Annotated in this window: 10 protein-coding genes and 2 pseudogenes; 7 read left to right on the top strand and 5 right to left on the bottom strand. The window is 43.9% G+C overall.

All coding sequences use genetic code 11. The annotated features are described in order from the left end of the window. Positions 1 to 1,718: 1,718 nt before the first annotated feature. A pseudogene (locus HFD99_RS26075) lies at positions 1,719 to 1,928 on the bottom strand (3-methyl-2-oxobutanoate hydroxymethyltransferase); the annotation flags it as partial. Between the two features lie 452 nt (positions 1,929 to 2,380). Here HFD99_RS26075 and HFD99_RS15820 point away from each other — a divergent pair. The 7 genes from HFD99_RS15820 (at position 2,381) to HFD99_RS15850 (ending at position 16,123) form a co-directional block, all read left to right on the top strand. Beyond that, the gene (locus HFD99_RS15820) at positions 2,381 to 3,349 is read left to right on the top strand and encodes a LacI family DNA-binding transcriptional regulator (RefSeq protein WP_025364902.1); all 969 of its coding nucleotides are present in this window, start codon (positions 2,381 to 2,383) and stop codon (positions 3,347 to 3,349) included. Between the two features lie 206 nt (positions 3,350 to 3,555). Further along, positions 3,556 to 4,509: an ABC transporter permease gene (locus HFD99_RS15825; RefSeq protein ID WP_026065421.1), complete on the top strand. Its 954-nt coding sequence runs from the start codon at positions 3,556 to 3,558 to the stop codon at positions 4,507 to 4,509. Positions 4,510 to 4,522: 13 nt separating this feature from the next. Beyond that, positions 4,523 to 5,419 (top strand): carbohydrate ABC transporter permease, encoded by an 897-nt coding sequence (locus HFD99_RS15830; protein ID WP_123797219.1) that lies wholly within the window; start codon positions 4,523 to 4,525, stop codon positions 5,417 to 5,419. A gap of 124 nt (positions 5,420 to 5,543) precedes the next feature. Next, positions 5,544 to 7,169 (top strand): ABC transporter substrate-binding protein, encoded by a 1,626-nt coding sequence (locus HFD99_RS15835; protein ID WP_123797220.1) that lies wholly within the window; start codon positions 5,544 to 5,546, stop codon positions 7,167 to 7,169. Positions 7,170 to 7,194: 25 nt separating this feature from the next. After that, positions 7,195 to 9,678: a PfkB family carbohydrate kinase gene (locus HFD99_RS15840; protein WP_123797221.1), complete on the top strand. Its 2,484-nt coding sequence runs from the start codon at positions 7,195 to 7,197 to the stop codon at positions 9,676 to 9,678. Further along, positions 9,659 to 11,932, top strand: a complete 2,274-nt coding sequence (locus HFD99_RS15845) for a GH32 C-terminal domain-containing protein (RefSeq protein WP_123797222.1) — start codon at positions 9,659 to 9,661, stop codon at positions 11,930 to 11,932. Before HFD99_RS15840 ends, HFD99_RS15845 begins: the two co-directional genes overlap by 20 nt. 189 nt (positions 11,933 to 12,121) lie before the next feature. Next, the gene (locus tag HFD99_RS15850) at positions 12,122 to 16,123 is read left to right on the top strand and encodes a GH32 C-terminal domain-containing protein (protein ID WP_123797223.1); all 4,002 of its coding nucleotides are present in this window, start codon (positions 12,122 to 12,124) and stop codon (positions 16,121 to 16,123) included. A 269-nt stretch (positions 16,124 to 16,392) separates the two neighbouring features. Here HFD99_RS15850 and HFD99_RS15855 read toward each other — a convergent pair. The 4 genes and pseudogenes from HFD99_RS15855 to HFD99_RS25940 form a co-directional block, all read right to left on the bottom strand. After that, positions 16,393 to 16,536 (bottom strand): annotated as a pseudogene (locus HFD99_RS15855) (helix-turn-helix domain-containing protein); the annotation flags it as partial. A gap of 228 nt (positions 16,537 to 16,764) precedes the next feature. Beyond that, complete coding sequence (locus HFD99_RS25545) at positions 16,765 to 17,697, bottom strand: poly(ethylene terephthalate) hydrolase family protein (protein ID WP_025364908.1); 933 nt, start codon at positions 17,695 to 17,697, stop codon at positions 16,765 to 16,767. Positions 17,698 to 18,211: 514 nt separating this feature from the next. Then, positions 18,212 to 19,183 carry an alpha/beta hydrolase gene (locus tag HFD99_RS15865; RefSeq protein ID WP_123797224.1) on the bottom strand — a complete coding sequence of 324 codons (972 nt, stop codon included), beginning with the start codon at positions 19,181 to 19,183 and terminating at the stop codon, positions 18,212 to 18,214. Further along, entirely contained in the window at positions 19,180 to 19,314 is a 135-nt protein-coding gene (locus HFD99_RS25940; protein ID WP_260148562.1) for a hypothetical protein, read from the bottom strand. Before HFD99_RS25940 ends, HFD99_RS15865 begins: the two co-directional genes overlap by 4 nt. Positions 19,315 to 19,556 lie beyond the last annotated feature (242 nt).

The following is a 19,556-nucleotide window of genomic DNA, read 5'->3' on the forward strand; positions in this document are numbered from 1 at the left end:
GGTAGCCCATGAATGAACTCACCCTATTGTTGAAGTGACTAGCAGTAGGGCAGTTCAAGAGGGGCTGCTTTTTTCATTGAAGTAATGAGCAGTATTATTCAGTGGGAGACAATTTAAAACGGCTATTCCCTAATCGAGCATATAATTTATATTTACTAACTATAAGTTCAAATCTCTTCTAATCCATATCATAAGGATTTTATCTTCATATAGGCAAGGTGGGCACCGGCGATCCTTAGGTCTTTGAGTCAATGTCCATTCTAAGCAAATTGACACGACCACACCACACAATGCGTTGTACTTTTAAGTATATGATTAATTAAGGAGATGTTTAATTGGTTGCCATACACTCAGCCTCGCCGAAACATCCTGTAAAGGCTGTCACAAGGGCCGCTATAGTCGGGGAGGTCGCCGAGCACCTCGAGATAAGACCACCTGCGATCTCCAAACCCCTCAAAGTCTGGAGCGAGGAACGTACAGTAAAAGCTCAATGTGGGACGCTACCCTTTGGAATATGTTGGATATATCGATGCATCGATAGATGCAATCAAGAAGATAGAATTGTTCGATTATTGAATATTTGGATAGCGGCTAACCAATATGGAATAGAGGTAACCAGTATAATTGAACGTTTTTAAAACAGACATTGCTCAATCAGGGTATTATAGAGATCATTTTAAACATTTGATGTATTTACTGGTAAGTTATCACACACTAAATAATCAGACTTTGCAGCTACATTAAGCCAGGGAAGAGTTATGTAGTCCAACTATTTGGAAGAGGATATAGAGATACACGGCGACCAAGTAAGGAGAGGACATCAAGGTTAAAGGAACTTAATCCTTTCGGAGCAGTAAGGACCTACTATATTGTAATCGATAATTTGTTCTCGATTTTAACTTTAGCTATGGTAGGTATTGTAGGTACAGGTGCAGCTTCAGAAAATAAAACTAATGGAAACAAGATAATTTCTCAAAAATCGGGGGAAGTGCAACAGTAAGAGAAGCATTTAGTGCCCCTAAAGGCTGGGGTCATGTTAAACTTTGTATGAAGAACCATTCTGATCATCCAGTAAAGGTAAGTTTAACTCATGGCGGTTAAAACAAACTATATATTAAAGATTAGTAATCGCTCCCCACGACATAGTGACTTGGAAATCTACTGACCAAGGTTTTAGCGACGATTTGCGATCTGGAGACTACATACCTCAATGGAGAGGCAGCAGTGATTATAAAGTTGACGGGGAAACATGGGGAGTAGCTGGCTCAAAGTCTGAAAATGAATAGATGCTAATAAGTGCTTCTGAATCAGTGTAAACCCCGATAAAACGGGGATATGCAAAAAAACAAAACAAGGGCCGAAAAGAATTAGATCGGAATCTCCCGTGAATTTATAGAGCTCTCAGTAACAAGATTCTATACCAAGCCTCGGTACTTAATAATCAAGCCGATTAAATTAAACCGAGACAGTTACTTTAATTCTCGGATGATGTCGATAGTTCAAAACTCAAAATCTTCAAAGTTATAAGTCGAGGCAACTTTGTATAACATAATAAAGACACAAAAATGGATTTAACGATTGATATTGTTGGACAAACTTAGCAACTCGCTCAACACCATAACCCAAAATATCATGATATACGAGAACTTGAGGCATCTACATTTACCCCAGCACCGATACCAATCACCGGGATCGAAAGGACCTATATGTTCGATAACTACTGCTTTGGTATGATGAATCATATCTTCGAGTGTCACTGGGATAGTTGAATCGTAACCGAGAACCACCATTCCAAGCGAATCCCCAACAAAGATGACGTCAACACCGGCTTGTTCTGCAAGCTTTGCAGACGGATAGTCATAAGCTGTTAACATGACGATCTTTTCATTGTTTTGCTTCATTTTCATAAAATCTGTCGTTTGCTTCAAATTAACTCCTCCAAGGACGCTCCCGAGCCTTCGCTTGGGCTACGTCCATCTCGTTATATTCAATTTCCAATTAATAATTTAAGAACATACGCGAGTAGCATGTAGTTCTTTAAAAAGATACATAAATTAATCTAAGCACTAAGAAAACACTTTATTTTTTGCTGACATCAAGAAGGCCTTTGCTTTCGAGGCTTTAAGAAAGGTTCGCGTTCTATTACCTTTTACAGAGAGACTTCAGAAAGGAAGTACCCGGACTCGTCCTTCTAACGGACATCACCTATTTACCCTATGGCAGCTCTGTCACTTGGCTTATCATGTTTCTGACCAGTTTACACTTGATTTAGCTACATGCGGGCTAGGCAATAAAAAAGTCAAAAAAAGTGCTTCAAAGATTATTGAAACGTTTCCAATTTCGTGCTATTATGATTTTCATAAGAGAGAGGGGGGGCTAAATGCCAAGTATTAAAGATGTAGCTAACCTGGCTGGCGTAGCTGTGGGAACTGTTTCCCGTGTTATTAACAACTCGGGCTCTGTAAAACCAAATACACGCCAAAAAGTGGAAAAAGCTATACAAGAATTGAATTATATCCCTAATGAAGTCGCTCGAAATTTTAAGATGAGGAAATCCAAGATGGTAGCCTTGCTGCTTCCAAGTATCTGGAATCCTTTTTTTTCTGAACTGGCTTACTACATTGAGGATGAGTTGGATCGGGAAGGCTTTAAGCTCATGCTATGTAATAGCGGTGGTAAGCCCGAAAAGGAACTGTATTATCTAGATATGCTACGGCAAAATAAAGTGGCTGGTATTATCGGCATTACTTACAATGATATTGAGAATAGCGTAAGCAATGACATTCCGATTGTAAGTATTGACAGACACTTTAGCAAAAAAATTACCTGTGTGACCTCGGATAATTATAAGGGAGGGCGTATGGCTTTAAGGGAACTTATTAAAGCGGGAGCCCAGAGACCGGCTTTTATAGGAAGTGTAACTTCCGTATTTAGTGAAACCATGAATCGAAGAAAAGGTTTCATTGATGAGGCGAAAAAATTAGGTGTCGACTATGTGATATACGAGAAACCAGACCCTATTGTGAACGACGATGCCTATTTTAGCGAATTTCTACATAAGTATCAGGATGTGGACGGCATTTTCGCTATTACCGATATGTTAGCCGCCAAATATATAGAAAGAGTAGGCAAGCAGGGTATTCGCGTTCCAGAGGATGTAAAGGTCATCGGTTACGACGGCATTCAGAATCATCCTTATTTTCATCCGATATTGTCCACAATCAGGCAGCCAGTGGAGGAAATGGCACGTATGACAATCAGACTGCTGTATCAGAAGATGGATGGTATAACTTTAGATCAGCAAGTGTATCGTCTCCCCGTTATCTTCAGGCAAGGCGAAACTACATGATCTTAATTGTAAAGATATTAGCTCATTCAGTTGGATCATAGTTTGGATCTGCAAACTCGGCATTTTTTTATAATAAATTGGAAACGTTTCATTTGGAGATCAAAGGAATAAGTCTGGATCAACAGATGCTTCGTCTTCCCGTTTTTTTAAAGTAAATTGGAAACGTTTCAAAAATGAAAATATCCGATGTCAAGAAAGGGAGTGTAATGGTGAATACAAGAATTAGCGAGTTAGATCATTCTACGATCAAGCCAAATCGCAAAATATGGAACCAGATCAAACGTGATTATGAACTGTATTTGTTTTTGCTGCCAATCATTATTATTTATCTCGTATTTAAATACTATCCGATGTATGGAATACAAATTGCTTTTAAGGATTTTTCACCAAGTCGGGGAATCTGGGGAAGCGAGTGGGTAGGCTTTAAGCACTTTATTGATTTTTTCGATTCCTATAACTTCTGGACGATCATGACTAATACGCTTACACTCAGTGCTCTATCGCTTGTATTTAGCTTCCCAGCTCCGATTATTATAGCGATTATGCTCAATCAGATGCTGGCCAAGAGATACAAGAAAATTGTACAAACTGTAATTTATGCACCGCACTTTATTTCTACCGTAGTGCTCGTTGGTATGCTTAATGTTTTTCTGTCTCCAAACAGCGGAATTGTGAATCACATCATCACTTGGTTTGGAGGGGACCCCATTATGTTTTTGGCCGACGAAGGGTGGTTCCGTCCTTTGTATATATTATCAGGGGTTTGGCAAGAGACAGGTTTTGCTACCATCATTTACCTTGCAGCTCTGGCAGGGGTCAATCCGGAATTGCATGAAGCGGCGATCATGGATGGAGCAAGCAAATGGAAGCGCGTAATGCATGTGGATATTCCAAGCATTTTGCCGACGATCGTCATCTTATTGATTCTCGCACTCGGCAACATTATGGGCATCGGTTTTGAAAAGGCTTTCCTTATGCAGAACGATTTGAATTATGCCACCTCCAATATTATTCCGACCTATGTTTATGAAATTGGGATTCAAAAAGCACAATACAGCTTTTCTACAGCAGTTGGCCTGTTTAATTCAGTTGTAAATATTATCCTGATAGTCACCGTCAACCGGATCGCAAAAAAATTGACGGAAACCAGCCTGTGGTAAGGGGGAGATCAATTTGAATCAATTATTAAAGAGAAAAAGTAAGGGAGACTTATGGTTTGACATCATCAACTACGTCATGCTGACCATAGTTATGTTGCTTGTATTATTCCCGCTGTATTTTGTATTGATTGCTTCACTCAGTGACCCCAATCTCATCTACTCAGGTGAAGTATGGTTCTTTCCAAAGGGTTTTACGCTGGATGGATACGGACGAATATTCAGCGATTCATCTATATGGATTGGATATGCCAATTCGATCTTATATGCGAGTCTAGGAACATTAATCGGAGTTGCCGTGACCGTATGTGCAGCTTACCCGTTAGCTCGTAAAGGAATGGCAGGAAAGTCGGTGATAATGTGGTTTTTACTGATCTCCATGTTTTTTAGTGGGGGGTTGATCCCGACCTATTTGCTGATTAAAGATCTTCACATGCTGAATACGATCTGGGCACTGGTTATTCCTGGAGCGGGAGGTGTGTTCAATGTCATTATCGTAAGGACTTTTTTTCAGTCGACCATCCCTGATGAAATGTGGGAGGCCGCTTCCATTGATGGTTGTTCCAATAGCAGATTTTTTTGGAGCATCGTATTACCTTTGTCTAAGTCCGTTATAGCCGTAATGGTACTGTATCATGTTGTCGGGTTCTGGAATGGTTTCTTTGACGCTTTGATTTACTTGAACGATGAAAGAAAGTATCCATTACAACTGGTCCTTCGCAACATTCTTGTCCAGAATCAGGCCAACTCGAGCATGATGATCGACGTGGAATCCTACGCAGCGAAGATGCGCGTTACAGAGCTTATCAAATATGGTGTCATCATGGTATCCAGCCTACCGTTGCTGATTTTGTATCCTTTCCTGCAAAAATACTTTGTTAAAGGCGTGATGATCGGCTCGATCAAAGGCTAACATTGTCAGGGTGCCTGAAAGGGGGAATGTGCAACAGAATACCTAAATTCAGCATTCAGACAAGTAAATAACAAGGACAAGGGAAGTTCTCAGCTTGTGGACTGACATAAGGAGGTTATGTACGATGAAATTATTCAAAAGGGCTGGAATGCTAATGCTGGCTGGAGTGTTTGTTCTTAGCGGATGTTCGGGAGGCGGTGGCGAGTCAAAAAATCAGACAGTGAATCCGGATCAGGATGCAAATTTTAATAAAACCGGTCTTCCGATTGTTAAAGAAGCGGTGACATTAAAGATGGTATCCCCAAAAGCTGCTTTAGCGCCAGATTACTCAAAAATGGAAATATTTAAGCGGCTGGAAAAACAAACAAACGTAAAAATTGATTGGGGAAACATTCCAGACACTGACTTTGCAGAGAAGAAAAATTTGTTGTTGGCCAGCGGAGATTTGCCAGATGCCTTTTACGGAGCCGGATTCACAGATTACGAGCTAATCAATTACGGTAAAGACGGAACCATTATTCCGCTGGAGAATTTAATTGATAAATATGCACCTAATTTGAAAGCGCTTCTCGATCGTCGGCCTGACATTAAACTAGCCATCACAGCCCCAGACGGTCACATCTATGGGCTGCCGTCGTGGGAAGAGAATAAGCTCGATACCAACCCCTTCTTTCACGTCATCAATAAAAATTGGCTAGATAAATTGGACTTAAAAGTACCTCAAACGTTGGACGAATACACGCAGGCTTTGATTGCCTTTAAAACGAAGGACCCAAACGGCAATGGCAAGGCTGATGAAATCCCATTAAGCTTTATGCACATGCAGTGGTGTAGTGACATTGCTGGCATATTCGGAGCTTTCGGTCTTCCGGATAATTTGGAACATCGGATCGTCCGCGAAGGTAAAGTGATCTTTACCGCTTCGCAACCTCAATTTAAGGAAGCATTAAAATATATTCATGATAACTGGTATAAGCAGGGGCTGATTGACCCTGAATCGTTCACCCAGGATGCCGCTCAGTATTTAGCAAAAGGCAAAACACCAGAAGAAACGCTCGGCTCCTACGTTTGGTGGGAAGTCGAAGAAGTTGTCGGACCGGAGCGTAGTAAGGATTATGCTCTGCTGCCCCCGCTTAAAGGCCCAAATGGAGATCAAATGATTGGTCGCAACAACGGCGGAGGACCGGGACGAGGTAGCTTCGTGATTACAAAGGAGAACCGTTATCCGGCAATGACGATGCGTTGGATCGATCAACAGTATGACCCTTACATGGCGGCTCAAATTCACTGGGGTCCGTTGGATGTCGTATTCAAGAAGGACGAAAAAGGAAAATTGGTGAACCTGCCGCTTCCCAAGGGAGTCTCCGCAGGTGAATTCCGTCAAAAAGTGGCTCCAGGCACAGGGAATCCGGGCGTCATTACTTTCGATGACTTCGGAAAAGTTGTTGATATGGAACCCCGAGCTCAGAATCGTGCTGAGTATTTGGAGAAATATTACACTCCATATATGAAAAAGGAAAACTATCCGAGCATCTTCTTTGAACCGGATGAACTAGATAAAATCAATCGGATTGAGCCTGAACTTATTAAATATGTAAATACCCAAAGAGGCAAGTTCATCGTCGATGGCGATGTAGACGAAAAGTGGGACAGCTATCTGAAGACACTCGAGAAGATGGGGCTGAACGAATTAATGGAGATCTATCAAAAAGGGTTGGACCGATATAATGCAAATTTAAAAAATAAATAATCAAACGATAGGTGGGGAGAAAACTGTGCTTGATGTAATAACCATTGGGGAAGTATTGATAGACTTTACGCCATCAGGTCGTACAGCGGGAGGCAACGGGCAGTTTGAATGCAATCCTGGAGGGGCTCCGGCTAACGTAGCAGCTGCTCTATCCCGTTTAGGAGCTAGAGCGACGTTGATTAGCAAAGTTGGGGATGATCAATTCGGTTCCTTGCTGCACGATACCTTGATGAACGGTGGCATCGACGTGTCTGCGCTTACGTTTACAGATGAAGCCAATACAACGCTGGCATTTGTTCATCTGGATGACAACGGAGACCGATCGTTCAGCTTCTACCGGAAACCAGGAGCGGATACATACTTGCGCACGCAGGATGTCCCGTTCGATAGGATTGAAAACTGCCATGCACTGCACTTTGGTTCTTTGTCGATGACCCATGAGCCGGCCCGTACGGCAACAAGAGCGGCAGTTGTGAAGGCTAAAGAGGCAGGAGTCCTGCTTTCATTCGATCCGAATATCCGGTTTGCTTTATGGGAGAGTAAAGAGGAAGCGAAACAGAATATCCTTTGGGGCATGAAGTATACCGACATCCTGAAAATATCGGAAGATGAGCTCCACTTTATAACGGGTACAACTGATGTGGAAAAAGGCTCGCTAGAGCTGCAACAGCAATTCGGCATCGCTGGGATCTTCGTAACTTTAGCGGAAAAAGGCTGCTATTACCGATTAGCGGGTCATGACGGATATGTGCCGGGTTTTCAAGTAGAGGCCATTGATACGACAGGAGCCGGTGACACTTTTCTGGGCTGCTTGTTATATAAGATACTGAATGCTGGTATTTCTTTGAATCAGCTGACCAAACAGCAAATCATCGGTATGCTAACTTTTGCTAATGCCGGTGGTGCATTAGTAACCACACGGAAAGGGGCTCTTCAATCTATGCCGACGACAGATGAAATTACCCAGATAATCGAGACAAATAAACAGCACGATGATGATAGATTTAGGCCGGGTTTTCATTTTTCACCTCACTCCCACTGGTTGAATGATCCCAACGGATTAGTCTATTACGAAGGAGTCTATCATCTGTTTTATCAACACCATCCTTATAGTAACCAATGGGGACCAATGCATTGGGGTCATGCTGTAAGCCAAGACCTGGTTCATTGGGAGCATATGCCTATCGCTCTGTTCCCGGATGAGCACGGCGCTATTTTCTCCGGTTGCTGTGTGGTTGACTGGAATAATAGCAGCGGACTGTTCGATGGTTCCCATGGATTGATCGCACTCTTCACTCATGCAGACAGCTGTCCGGAGACCGGACAACCTCGCCAGCGGCAAAGCCTAGCTTACAGCAGCGATAAAGGCCGAACTTGGCACAAATATGAGGGGAACCCAATACTCGACGAGCATGATCTGGTCGACTTCCGGGACCCCAAGGTGTTCTGGCATTCGCCAAGTGAATGCTGGATTATGGCTCTTGTCGCTGGAGACCACGTTCGGTTTTATCGTTCCGACAATTTACGTGAATGGTCGTTGTCAGGCGAATTCGGAAAGAGTGAAGGCTCGCATGACGGAGTTTGGGAATGCCCTGATCTCTTTGAATTACCGGTTGATGACAGCGGACATTCCAAATGGGTACTTATCATAAGCCTCGGAGATAATCCCAACTGTCCGGAAGGCTCACGCACGCAATACTTTATCGGAGAGTTCGACGGAAATACGTTCATCAATGACCATCCGGCCGATCATATCCTGTGGCTGGATTTTGGCCGGGACAATTATGCGGGGGTCACCTGGTCGGATATAGCTGAGCAGGATGGACGCCGTGTGATCATCGGATGGATGAGCAACTGGAAATATGCTAACCAAACGCCTACCGGGGCCTGGAGAGGCACAATGACTCTGCCTCGCGTCTTGTCATTGACCAGCCGAGACGAGGGCGTAGTTCTGACCCAAATGCCTGTTCGGGAAATAGAGCAGCTGCGGAAAGGAACGCTCTGTTGGAATGAGGTTAAGGTTAAGCCAGCGGTGCCGTTTACGCAAAAAATGAATGATGTTCTGCTTGAAATTGAAGCGGATATCGACATTCGTTCCGGGGACGAGGTTCATATTAAAATGAAGTCCTCTGGGCAAAGTGAGACTATTATCGGATATGACCCTGTGCGCCAATGGCTATTCATCGATCGTTCGAAATCGGGCCTGACTGATTTCCACCCATCGTTTGCGTGCAAGCACGGTGCTAGAATGGTTTCGGAGAATGGGAAGATCAAACTGCATATTTGGCTGGATCGCAACGCGGTTGAAGTGTACGCGAATGAGGGTTTGGTTGCACTGACGGATCAAATATTCCCTGATGCTCCGATGGATCGTATTGAGATAAGTGCGAAATCAGGGGAAGTTATAGTGAACTCGTTTTTTATGCATGCTCTTAACTCCATTCATATTCCCAATGGTCCAACGGAGCAGACACAAGGAGGGTTGAAGTATGAGCCATGCAACCGATAATCGGGGATTGATCATGTATTGGGCCTTCAATGAAGGAACCGGTACAAGCGCTCTGGAGAGCGTATCCCAAGTCCAGGATAAAATCCAGTACGTATTTAACCAAGCGGAGTTTACTAAACCTTGCCCTCCACGGTGGAGACAGGGGGTAATTGGAAATGGGCTTCTGTTCGATGGTTATTCGACTTACATTGCGCATTCGTTCGATGAGGGAAATCAGAACACCGACCCAGAGTATCGATCAGTGTTAAGCATAGGAGTATGGGTAGCCCCACGCTCCTATGAATGGGGGGATGATGGCAAATTGTCCGCCATCGTGAACCGCTACAACCTGGATCGCAAGCAGGGTTATCTGCTCGGCATGTTCCGTCACGGTTCCTGGTCCTTCCAAGTCGGGCTGGAAGGAGGGGACTGGAAGGAACTTTGGTCGCCAGACGGCCATGAACTGCCGAAGAATGAATGGTCATACGTGAATGCTGTGTTCGATGGGAACCAAGGGGAAATCAAGCTGTATTTGAACGGCAGTGAAATCGCTTCAGCTGCCGTGCCTCGTGGTTCCCGCCTAGCTGAGGCGGCGGACACGGATCTTCTGATTGGCAAGAATAACCATAGCAGCCTGCTGGCGGAAGTGTTCAGCCTGCACATGTTTAGCGGTATCATTGATGAACTCAAGATTTATAATCGGGCGCTGAGCGCGGAAGAAGTGGCCGCTTCTTATCGTTATGTGCTGGATACCTTTCATGAAGGTATCCAGCCGCAATTAAACTATGACGAGATCAAGCTAGACCGAACGCCACTGCTACTTGATCGGCACAGACCGCAATATCATGTTAGCCCGCCGGCCCATTGGATGAACGAACCCCATGCACCGATCTATTTTGACGGGCAATATCATTTGTTCTATCAGCATAATCCGCAGGGACCGTTCTTTCATCAGATCCATTGGGGGCATTGGGTAAGTCAGGATTTGGTGCATTGGCGTGATCTACCCGTGGCCCTGGCGCCCGAAAAGGATCAGCTCGCACCGGACGGGATCTGGTCGGGAAGCGCAACCTATGATGCTGACGGACTTCCTGTCTTGTTCTTTACGGCAGGTAATGACAGCGCTTCTCCGAATCAGAGCGTAGCGCTTGCCCGAAGTACTTATACCCTTGACGGAAACCCGGATCTGGTTCAGTGGGTCAAACATCCAGAGCCGTTGATCGTGCAGAAGAAGGGAATGGGCGCATTTGGGGATTTCCGAGATCCATTCGTATGGAAGGACGATGACGGTTGGTATGCTCTGGTCGGGTCCGGAATCGAAGGAGGAGCAGCACTGGCATTTGCGTCACAGGATATGCTGAATTGGACGTATAAAGGGCCGTTTTTTAAAGCAGATATTCAGAAGTTTCCTTACCTTGGACCCATCTGGGAGCTCCCTGTGCTTCTTCCCCTTGGCAGGGACAAGCAGGGGGTGAACAAACATCTCCTGCTTGTTAGCCCTGTGGGGAAGGAAGCGGATGTCGAGGTGTTCTATTGGATCGGACAACTTGACAAGCAAAATCTTTCGTTCATCCCCGATCAAGAAGAACCTCAATTGATTGACGTCGGGGATTTCCATTTTACCGGACCCAGTGGAATGGTTGATCCGAAGACCGGCAGAAATATCGTCTTTACGATAGCCCAAGGCGACAGGACGTCCGAGATGGAATATAAGTCGGGCTGGGCTCATAACGGAGGCTTGCCGTTAAGCGTGTATTTGAGGGATGACGGACGTTTGGGAATAGAGCCGATTCAGGAGCTTCAATTGCTGCGTGGCCCCAAGCGGCTATCGCTTCGGGACCAGTCATTGGCTGAAACTAATGTACAGCTTAGGAATGTTCATGGTGACATGCTTGAGATTCAATTGGAATTAGAGCCCGGCAGCGCCAAAAAATTCGGAATCAAGGTCCGTTGTACGCCGGACGGAGAGGAAGAAACTCTGCTGTATTATGATTGGAATCAAGCGATGCTTTTGGTCGACCGGTCGAAAACGACGCTGCACCCGGGAGAAAAGTGCGGAGGGGTTCAAGGCGGTAAGTTGGAGCTACTTGGGGAGAATCTGAAGCTCCACATTTATTTGGACCGCTCCATGGTCGAAGCCTATGCAAACGGATTGAAAAGCCTGACAACCCGGGTATATCCGAGCCGTATGGATGCTTTGGGACTCGAGATTTGGGGAGATGGAGAACCGTTTGTTAAATCCTTGGATATATGGGATATGCAGTCCATTTGGTAAGACGATTGTTTAGGCGCTCCTAACGAATGGGGCATACACAAATGATCAAGTAATTTTGCATTCCTCCGTTTGGAAACGTTTCATTCATATTCTCCCTTCTTCATGACTATTCATCTTTGTACAAGGAGAGCATTTCGAAATGAGGTATCGATGTTCGCAAGTATAACAAGTTTCGAAGGAGGCTCGAGAATGAGGAAAGCCAAAGGAAGAAAATGTTGGATATCGGGAATGGTTATATGGGCTATGGTTCTCCAGCTTGTTGTTCCGGGAATCTCTGTCGCATCCGAAAATAGAACTGTTGCTGGAGAAACGCTCGTTCCTAAGAATGATGTGAAATCATCGGTTACGGATGCGATTTATCAAATCAAGAATATTCCTAAGAATGACATGGGATTGTCAGTTACGGATTCAGTCTATCAAATCCGGAATCCTGGATTTGAAACAGGAGATTTGACGGGATGGACCGTTGTCAAAGGCGAGGCGTTCGGTCCGAATAGCGTAACCGACGAAACGACTTGGTGGGCGGAAAAAATACCGTATAACCAGGAAGGAGCTTATCATTTAAACGGCTGGAAGTATGACGAATCTGCGACAGGTATAATTCATTCCAGCACTTTCGAGCTGGGCGGCAGCGGCTGGATCAGCTTCAGGCTTGGCGGTGCAAAGAACCCAGACAAGGTATTTATAAATATTGTGGAAGTCGATACGGGACAAGTTATTGCCCGATACGGAAATAGCGCATTCGTCGACGTTGGCTTCCCAGATCCCGCGCTGGGCATGCGGCTTGCCAATATGGTGCAATACAAGGCGGATCTTTCCACATATTTGGGCAAGAAACTGTATGTGGAGGTCGTCGATAATGCAACCTCGGATTGGGGAGTCATTTTTGCGGACGCATTCTCCATGTACCATGAGTCGGAGCCAGCTGAAGGAATTGTTGCGACGGATATCAAGCCGGATTTCAAGCGCTATGAAATCGATAATCCAAGCTTTGAAACCGGAAATCTCGATGGCTGGACTGTTGAGGGAGATGCTTTTGAAGTGACTAATGAAGCTCATGCGAGCAAAGAAGGGAACTTCTTTGCCAAATCCTCCATGCAAGGAAAGGGCTCTATCACTTCTAATACTTTTACGCTTCAGGGAACCGGAACAATTAACTTTATTATTTTGGATATCCTCAAACCAGAAAACGCATATGTTGCACTTTACGATGCGAACAGCAACACATTGCTCATGAAAACCGGGAATGTCAGCGCGAACGAGAAAATCTCATGGAAAGTGCAAGAACACTACAACAAGAAGCTCTATGTAAAGGTTGTCGATTATTCCAATGAAGCCAACATTGCCGTTGATAGTTTCCAAGCAAGTGGTAAGGGTACTATTTTCCACTTAAACCTTGATGAAGGCGCAGGAAAGAAAGCGTTGGAGAAGGTACACAATCTTAGGCACGATGTGAACTATGTATTTAGCAACGCCAGGTATATGGCATCGAAGGATCCGAGATGGACTCCGCGTGGAATAAAAGGCGGCGCCTTATTGTTCGATGGATACTCGAATTATATTGAGGTCAATGCAAACGATACTGTGCCTGTAAGCGACGCGTTAACCATCGAAGCTTGGGTTGCACCGCGTAGCTATGAGTGGGGAGACGGAAACAAGTTGTCTGCGATCGTAAACCAATCCGATCAAGATAAAGCGGAAGGCTTTTCTCTTGGTATGTATCGGCACGGTACATGGTCGATGCAAGTAGGCATTGGCGGTCAGTGGATTCAGGTATGGGTAAAGGACCACCCGTTGGAAAAATACAAGTGGAATTATGTGGCTGCTACTTTCAGTAAAGAAGATGGAAAAATTAAATTATATCTAAACGGTGAGGAAGTGGCTTCCCAAGCAACCCCCGTCAACGTTCCGATCACACCATCTACCGAAAGCCTGATCATCGGGAAAAATAATAAACCTGTAGAGTTAGCAGGGGTGTTCTCCTTCAATATGTTCAGCGGACTCCTAGATGAAGTGAAGCTGCATAATAAAGCCCTTACAAACCAGGAGATACTTGCTGGATATGAGAGCGTGAAGGCGCTTCATGGAGGTTCAATTCCGAAAATTCTGAATGCGGACATTGATGAGGATCCAAGTGTGTTTGACGGAGATCAGCACCGACCCCAGTACCATGCGATGCCTCCGCAAAACTGGATGAATGAAGCACATGCACCGATTTACTATAACGGCAAATACCATTTATTTTATCAACATAACCCGCAAGGTCCATTCTGGCATCAAATCCACTGGGGGCATTGGGTGAGTGACGATATGGTGAACTGGGAAAATGTAAGACCTGCTCTTGCGCCCGAAGCGGGCACCCTAGATCCGGACGGCACGTGGTCAGGCAGTGCAGCGTATGATCGAAACGGCAATCCTGTTCTGTTCTATACCGCTGGCAACGACTCCTTGTCGCCGAACCAAAGAACAGGGTTGGCAACTCCGGCGGATTTGTCCGATCCCTATTTGGAAAAATGGGTGAAATATCCTATACCGGTAACGGAGCAGAACGGAAAAGGCATTCACAACGAGTTCCGCGATCCGTTTGTATGGTACGACAAAGAGGTGGACAAGTGGTATCAGCTAGTGACATCTGGTCTTCCAGACTTCAGCAGCGGCACAGCTTTGGTGTATGTATCCGATGATATGTACAATTGGGAATATAAGGGTCCGTTATACGTTAGTGACAGAAGCCGTTATCCGGAGTTGGGGACGGTATGGGAGCTACCAGTGTTATTGCCGTTAGGCACGGATAGTACGGGCAAGCAAAAATATATTTTCATGATTAATCCCCATGAAAAGCCGGAGCATGTTCCTCCAGCGAACGATGTGCAAAGAGATGTTGAGGTCTTTTACTGGATCGGGACCTGGGACCGGGATAACTTTAAATTTATTCCTGATCAGGAGGCACCCTCCAAAATGGATGTAGGTGACGGCTATTTAACCGCAGAGAGCGGTCTGGTCACACCCGACGGAAGAACGGTCGTATTTTCCATGGTGCAAAATGTAAGAACACCGCAAGCCGAATATCAATCCGGATGGGCTCATAATTTATCTTTGCCGGTTTCCCTAAGCCTCGATAAGCATGATAAATTGCATATCGAACCGATTAAAGAACTACAGAGCCTTCGAGGGAAAAAGTGGGTTGATTTTTCGGACAAAAATTTGGAGAGTGCCAATCAATTGATTAAGAATGTCAAAGGCGACATACTAGAGATTGTGATGGAGATTGATCCGCGTGAAGCCCAGAAATTTGGTCTCAAGGTGCGACGCTCGGAAAAAGGCCAAGAAGAGACGCTCATTTACTACGACAAGAAGAACGGGACATTTAACGTGGATCGAACCAAGAGCAGCATTGATCCGGATGTGCGTGTGGACGGCATTCAAGGAGGATATGTAGATCTTAAAGGAGAGAACTTGAAACTCCATATCTTTCTCGATCGCTCGGTCATTGAAGCATTTGCAAATTACAAGAAGAAGCTGACAACTCGTGTCTATGTAGGCAGATACGACTCCCTAGGCTTACAGATCTGGGCCGATGGCGATATCAATATCAAATCCATGCAAGTATGGGATATGAATGCCTTAACGGGTAAACCGGCTGCTCCGGTCTATGTACCCGATAAGTGGGATAATTCTGTGTATAAGGATATTACAGAGCTGCCTAACCATGATTTTGCTACGGGCGACTTAACAGGGTGGATAACGGAAGGAGACGCCTTTCAGAATGTCCATGTGACCAATACCCAGTTCTTCTGGGACAACATTTACTTCAACCCGTCGCATAAAATTCCGGGCGGCTACCATTTGTGGGGCTTCAACGAGCAAGCCGGCGGCGACAGCTTAACCGGAGCGCTAAGATCTCAAAATTTCGTCCTTGGTGGGAACGGTAAGATCAACTTCCTTATCAGCGGCGGCCGGGATATAGATCGTCTGTATGTTGCGTTGGTTCGGGCGTCGGACGGCAAAGAGTTATTTAAAGAGACAGCAACCAATTATGAAGAATATCAACGGAAGATTTGGGATGCGACGGATTATATCGGCGAGGAGCTTTATATAAAGGTGGTCGACCAATCCAAAGGCGGGTTTGGACATATCAACGTAGATGATTTTAATGTACCTGTTCAGGTAAAGAAGAAAACCAACAACTGACTCTTGTTAATACGTGAGTCCTGTAGTCACTCCAAACAAACCGAATACTCAGATAGCTTGTCATTCGAAATGGCAAAGGAAAAGGGCAGGTACTTGTAAAACGAAGCTGAATCAATTTTTATTTGGATGGGAGATAAGAGTGTATTTAATTTAATGCTCATTCGCCATAATCCCTTGGCTAAAACCATAGGATTATGGCTTGGTGAGCGCACATTAATGAAAAAATAATAAATTCTAACCTTAGTCAGAGAAAGGTTTCGTGGTATGGTTTAATATTCAGCTGAAGGGACGCCTTTTTTGCTAATCAAACGGTTTTTGGGCTCAGTGTGCAACAACTGCTCTACCTGTACATTTAATGCAATTGCTATGGCATAGAGCGTATCGATATCCAGTGTAATATCTCCGGTTTCATATTTGGAAACCTGGAATCGTTAATGCGAATGAGTAAATTTCGTAATCTCCAGCATCTGGTCGGTCATATACAATGCCGAAAATTGAGAGTTAGACTGTACCGTTCTTTCCTAAAGGCACAGACTTTGCCCAAGTATCCGATGTGGCTTTGGAGCGTTCGCTTGATTTAATCAACCATTGCCCGAAAATGTAAGGGGTGGAAAACCGCTCACGAATCTTTGACAAATCCCTTAATGGTTTTTTTTAATATCCTGAAAGTTTGCATTAGATAGAATTTCAGCATTCTCTCCGAAGAATGCGTTTCCTGCTTCGGTATCGCCATTAAGATAGTACATAAACCATGCGGTTACATATCCGTCTGCATAGTAAAGCATTTGCCCATGATCGGCATCATTTCTTCTTGCCATCACTTTTGTGACATTATTGAGGATGTCATTATAAAGTTTTTGCAGGCTTTCCAGAGGTGCAATCTGCTCATCTGTGTTGCCAGTGGAACCAATAATCATAGTTGGTGCTTTGATGAGCGTAGGATCAGATGTCCATTGCAGAGCTTCGCTCATCACGGTCTTCGCGGAACTCAACATTACAGCAGCTTTATAGATGTCAGAATGCTTCTGATCTGTAATAGCGTTTATTACACCGATGCCGCCCTGTGAATGTCCGGTAATACCAATATGGTCGAGGTCTATCTTCTTATAAAAAACATTATCCCCACCATTGATTTTATCTTTGTATTCATTCAAAAGCTCAAGATACCGAACAGACATTTCAGCGGAAAACCCATTCCATGCATACTCTTCTTCTGTGGCAATTGTGATAAATCCCCAAGAGGCAAGATGTTTTTGCAGTGCCTGATATTTAGAGCCTGTGATCCCTGTTCCGTTGACAAATACAACAACGGGGAGCGATCTATTCATTTCGGATATATCCGCTGGATAAAAAATCTCATATTTCTTAAATGACATCATAGCGGCACTTTCAAAATAACTTACCTCGTGCTCACCCATAGCTATATACTTTGCTTCCAACTCGCCGCCTGTTTTGACTGTTTCCGTATAATTATTCGGAACGGCAGGATTATTTGCTAAGTAAATCAACAAAGCGGCAATCAATACTGCAATGATAAAAATAATACAACCAGTAATTTTCAACATCTTTTTCATGCACGTAAATCTCCTTAACTCTCAATAAATTATAAATTTAGCGTAGGTCTTGTGGATTGTCTGCCTTGTTTCCTTGAAGTAGTATACCTGATCTGAATAAACTGAAAATAAACTGATGTAAGCATAGACCGATTACCGATTAGTTTAGTTATATATCTAAATAAAAAGCATATGTAGTTAACTTGAATAGGTAGCATAATGAAGTACGATTTCTCATTTCATATGACAAAAAGACTCAAGAAGAGATAAACACGGGCGGAAAAGCCTGCTCAGACATATGTTGAAGCCGTATAACCTGAAAGAGATATTGTCTTGTTAAGCGTAATATATGAATAGTAACCTTAAGCGTAATGAATTAGGAAATATTAAACTTCAAATTTAATTAATAAACCTGCTTTTTTGACGGTTATTCTTAAGTTTTTCGTTTTCACTTTGGATAGTAGAGAAGGTAGTTTTTAAAAATAGTACCTTCTCTAAATCTGTCACATTTTGTTGCCTCAAACAGCTATCTGTCTTATTCACTCCCCATATATCGTTCCAGGTACTCATTCAACTTTTCTATATATTTTAAATATAGCTTATTGTCATTTTGCAGACCGTGCCCCGAATGAGGAAACTCGAAATAATCATGGGGAACATTGTTTTTTTCCAGTGCGTTGATCAGATATTTTACTGTTCCGAACGGAGCGACCTCATCGTATTTTCCATAGGCAGCTAGCGTTGGTACAGAATTTTTATCAATCCACATAAACGGTGAAATATCTTTGACTGCTTCATCATAGCTTGCTTTTCCTATCATATCTGTTGTAATCGTGTTACCAGACATAACGCTGAATAAGTTTGCTGCTGCCTCTGGATTCTGATCCAAACCGTAGGTAGCCCAGTCCTCTGGATAAAAGCTCGGTGGTCCTACCATCTCAAATACCATTTTTACAGGAATAGGAGAGGTGTCCGCATCACGATAAGCATACAATAGCGCCAAAGTTCCACCTGCCGAGCCACCGGATATCGCCATTCTATCGAGATTGTAGCCTAACTTTTCCGCTTCCGCTTTTACAACTGGAATACTTTTTTTGATTTCCTGTGACATAGTATATACACTGGCTTCGGGATTATTTTCATTACGCAGCGTATAATTAATACCAGCGGCGACATAACCTTTTGAAGTAAGCCATTTCAGCATATTGGCGTCATCACTTTTGTCACCAGTTGAAAAACCTCCTGCATGGAGATATACGACAAGACCATAGCTTTTCTTTGTATTATCTGCTGGAACATAGAGATCAAATTTATTTTGCTCCTTATCGTCATAGGCGATATCTGAATATGCATGCCCAACGGTGTCATTCCAATGAACTTGCATCTCTCCAGACAGTGGATTGTATGTCATTTTGATGATTGCTGAAGCCGCGAACACAAGAATAAAAACACCAACATAAATAAATCCCCACAACATTTTTTTTCTGCCTTTTCTCTCATTTTTCATAAGAAGTTACCTCCAAACAGTGTACCGCCGAGCAAAAGATTCATAAATGCCCGCACTGCAAGACGGCCCAAAACGGCAGCTACGATGATAACTAAAATCAGAATAACCATGCGTTTTTGTGAAAGTGTCATCTCTTAATCTCCTTATCAATTTCTTCGTGATGTTACCCCTTGAGTTGTTTTATCCTAATGTTCAGACTTTTTTCCGTGCCGGAATTTGGGCCTTTTTACAACATACCGAACTATACGCTAGGGAGCTGATATCGATTGGTCACTTAATTGGCTCAACTACAATTTTAACAAGAGTGATCAGAGGTCTTTTGTTATCATATTTTCTCCTTTATCTAGAATACATCCGTTGTATGAACTCCATA

The sequence above is a fragment of the Paenibacillus sp. EKM301P genome, from assembly GCF_011800295.1.
Lineage (GTDB): Bacteria > Bacillota > Bacilli > Paenibacillales > Paenibacillaceae > Paenibacillus > Paenibacillus polymyxa.

Coding starts and splice junctions, on each gene's coding strand:
- HFD99_RS15820 (WP_025364902.1), top strand. CDS start 2,381: ATGCCAAGTATTAAAGATGTAGCTAACCTGGCTGGCGTAGCTGTGGGA.
- HFD99_RS15825 (WP_026065421.1), top strand. CDS start 3,556: ATGGTGAATACAAGAATTAGCGAGTTAGATCATTCTACGATCAAGCCA.
- HFD99_RS15835 (WP_123797220.1), top strand. CDS start 5,544: ATGAAATTATTCAAAAGGGCTGGAATGCTAATGCTGGCTGGAGTGTTT.
- HFD99_RS15845 (WP_123797222.1), top strand. CDS start 9,659: ATGAGCCATGCAACCGATAATCGGGGATTGATCATGTATTGGGCCTTC.
- HFD99_RS15850 (WP_123797223.1), top strand. CDS start 12,122: ATGAGGAAAGCCAAAGGAAGAAAATGTTGGATATCGGGAATGGTTATA.
- HFD99_RS25545 (WP_025364908.1), bottom strand. CDS start 17,697: ATGAAAAAGATGTTGAAAATTACTGGTTGTATTATTTTTATCATTGCA.
- HFD99_RS15865 (WP_123797224.1), bottom strand. CDS start 19,183: ATGAAAAATGAGAGAAAAGGCAGAAAAAAAATGTTGTGGGGATTTATT.
- HFD99_RS25940 (WP_260148562.1), bottom strand. CDS start 19,314: ATGACACTTTCACAAAAACGCATGGTTATTCTGATTTTAGTTATCATC.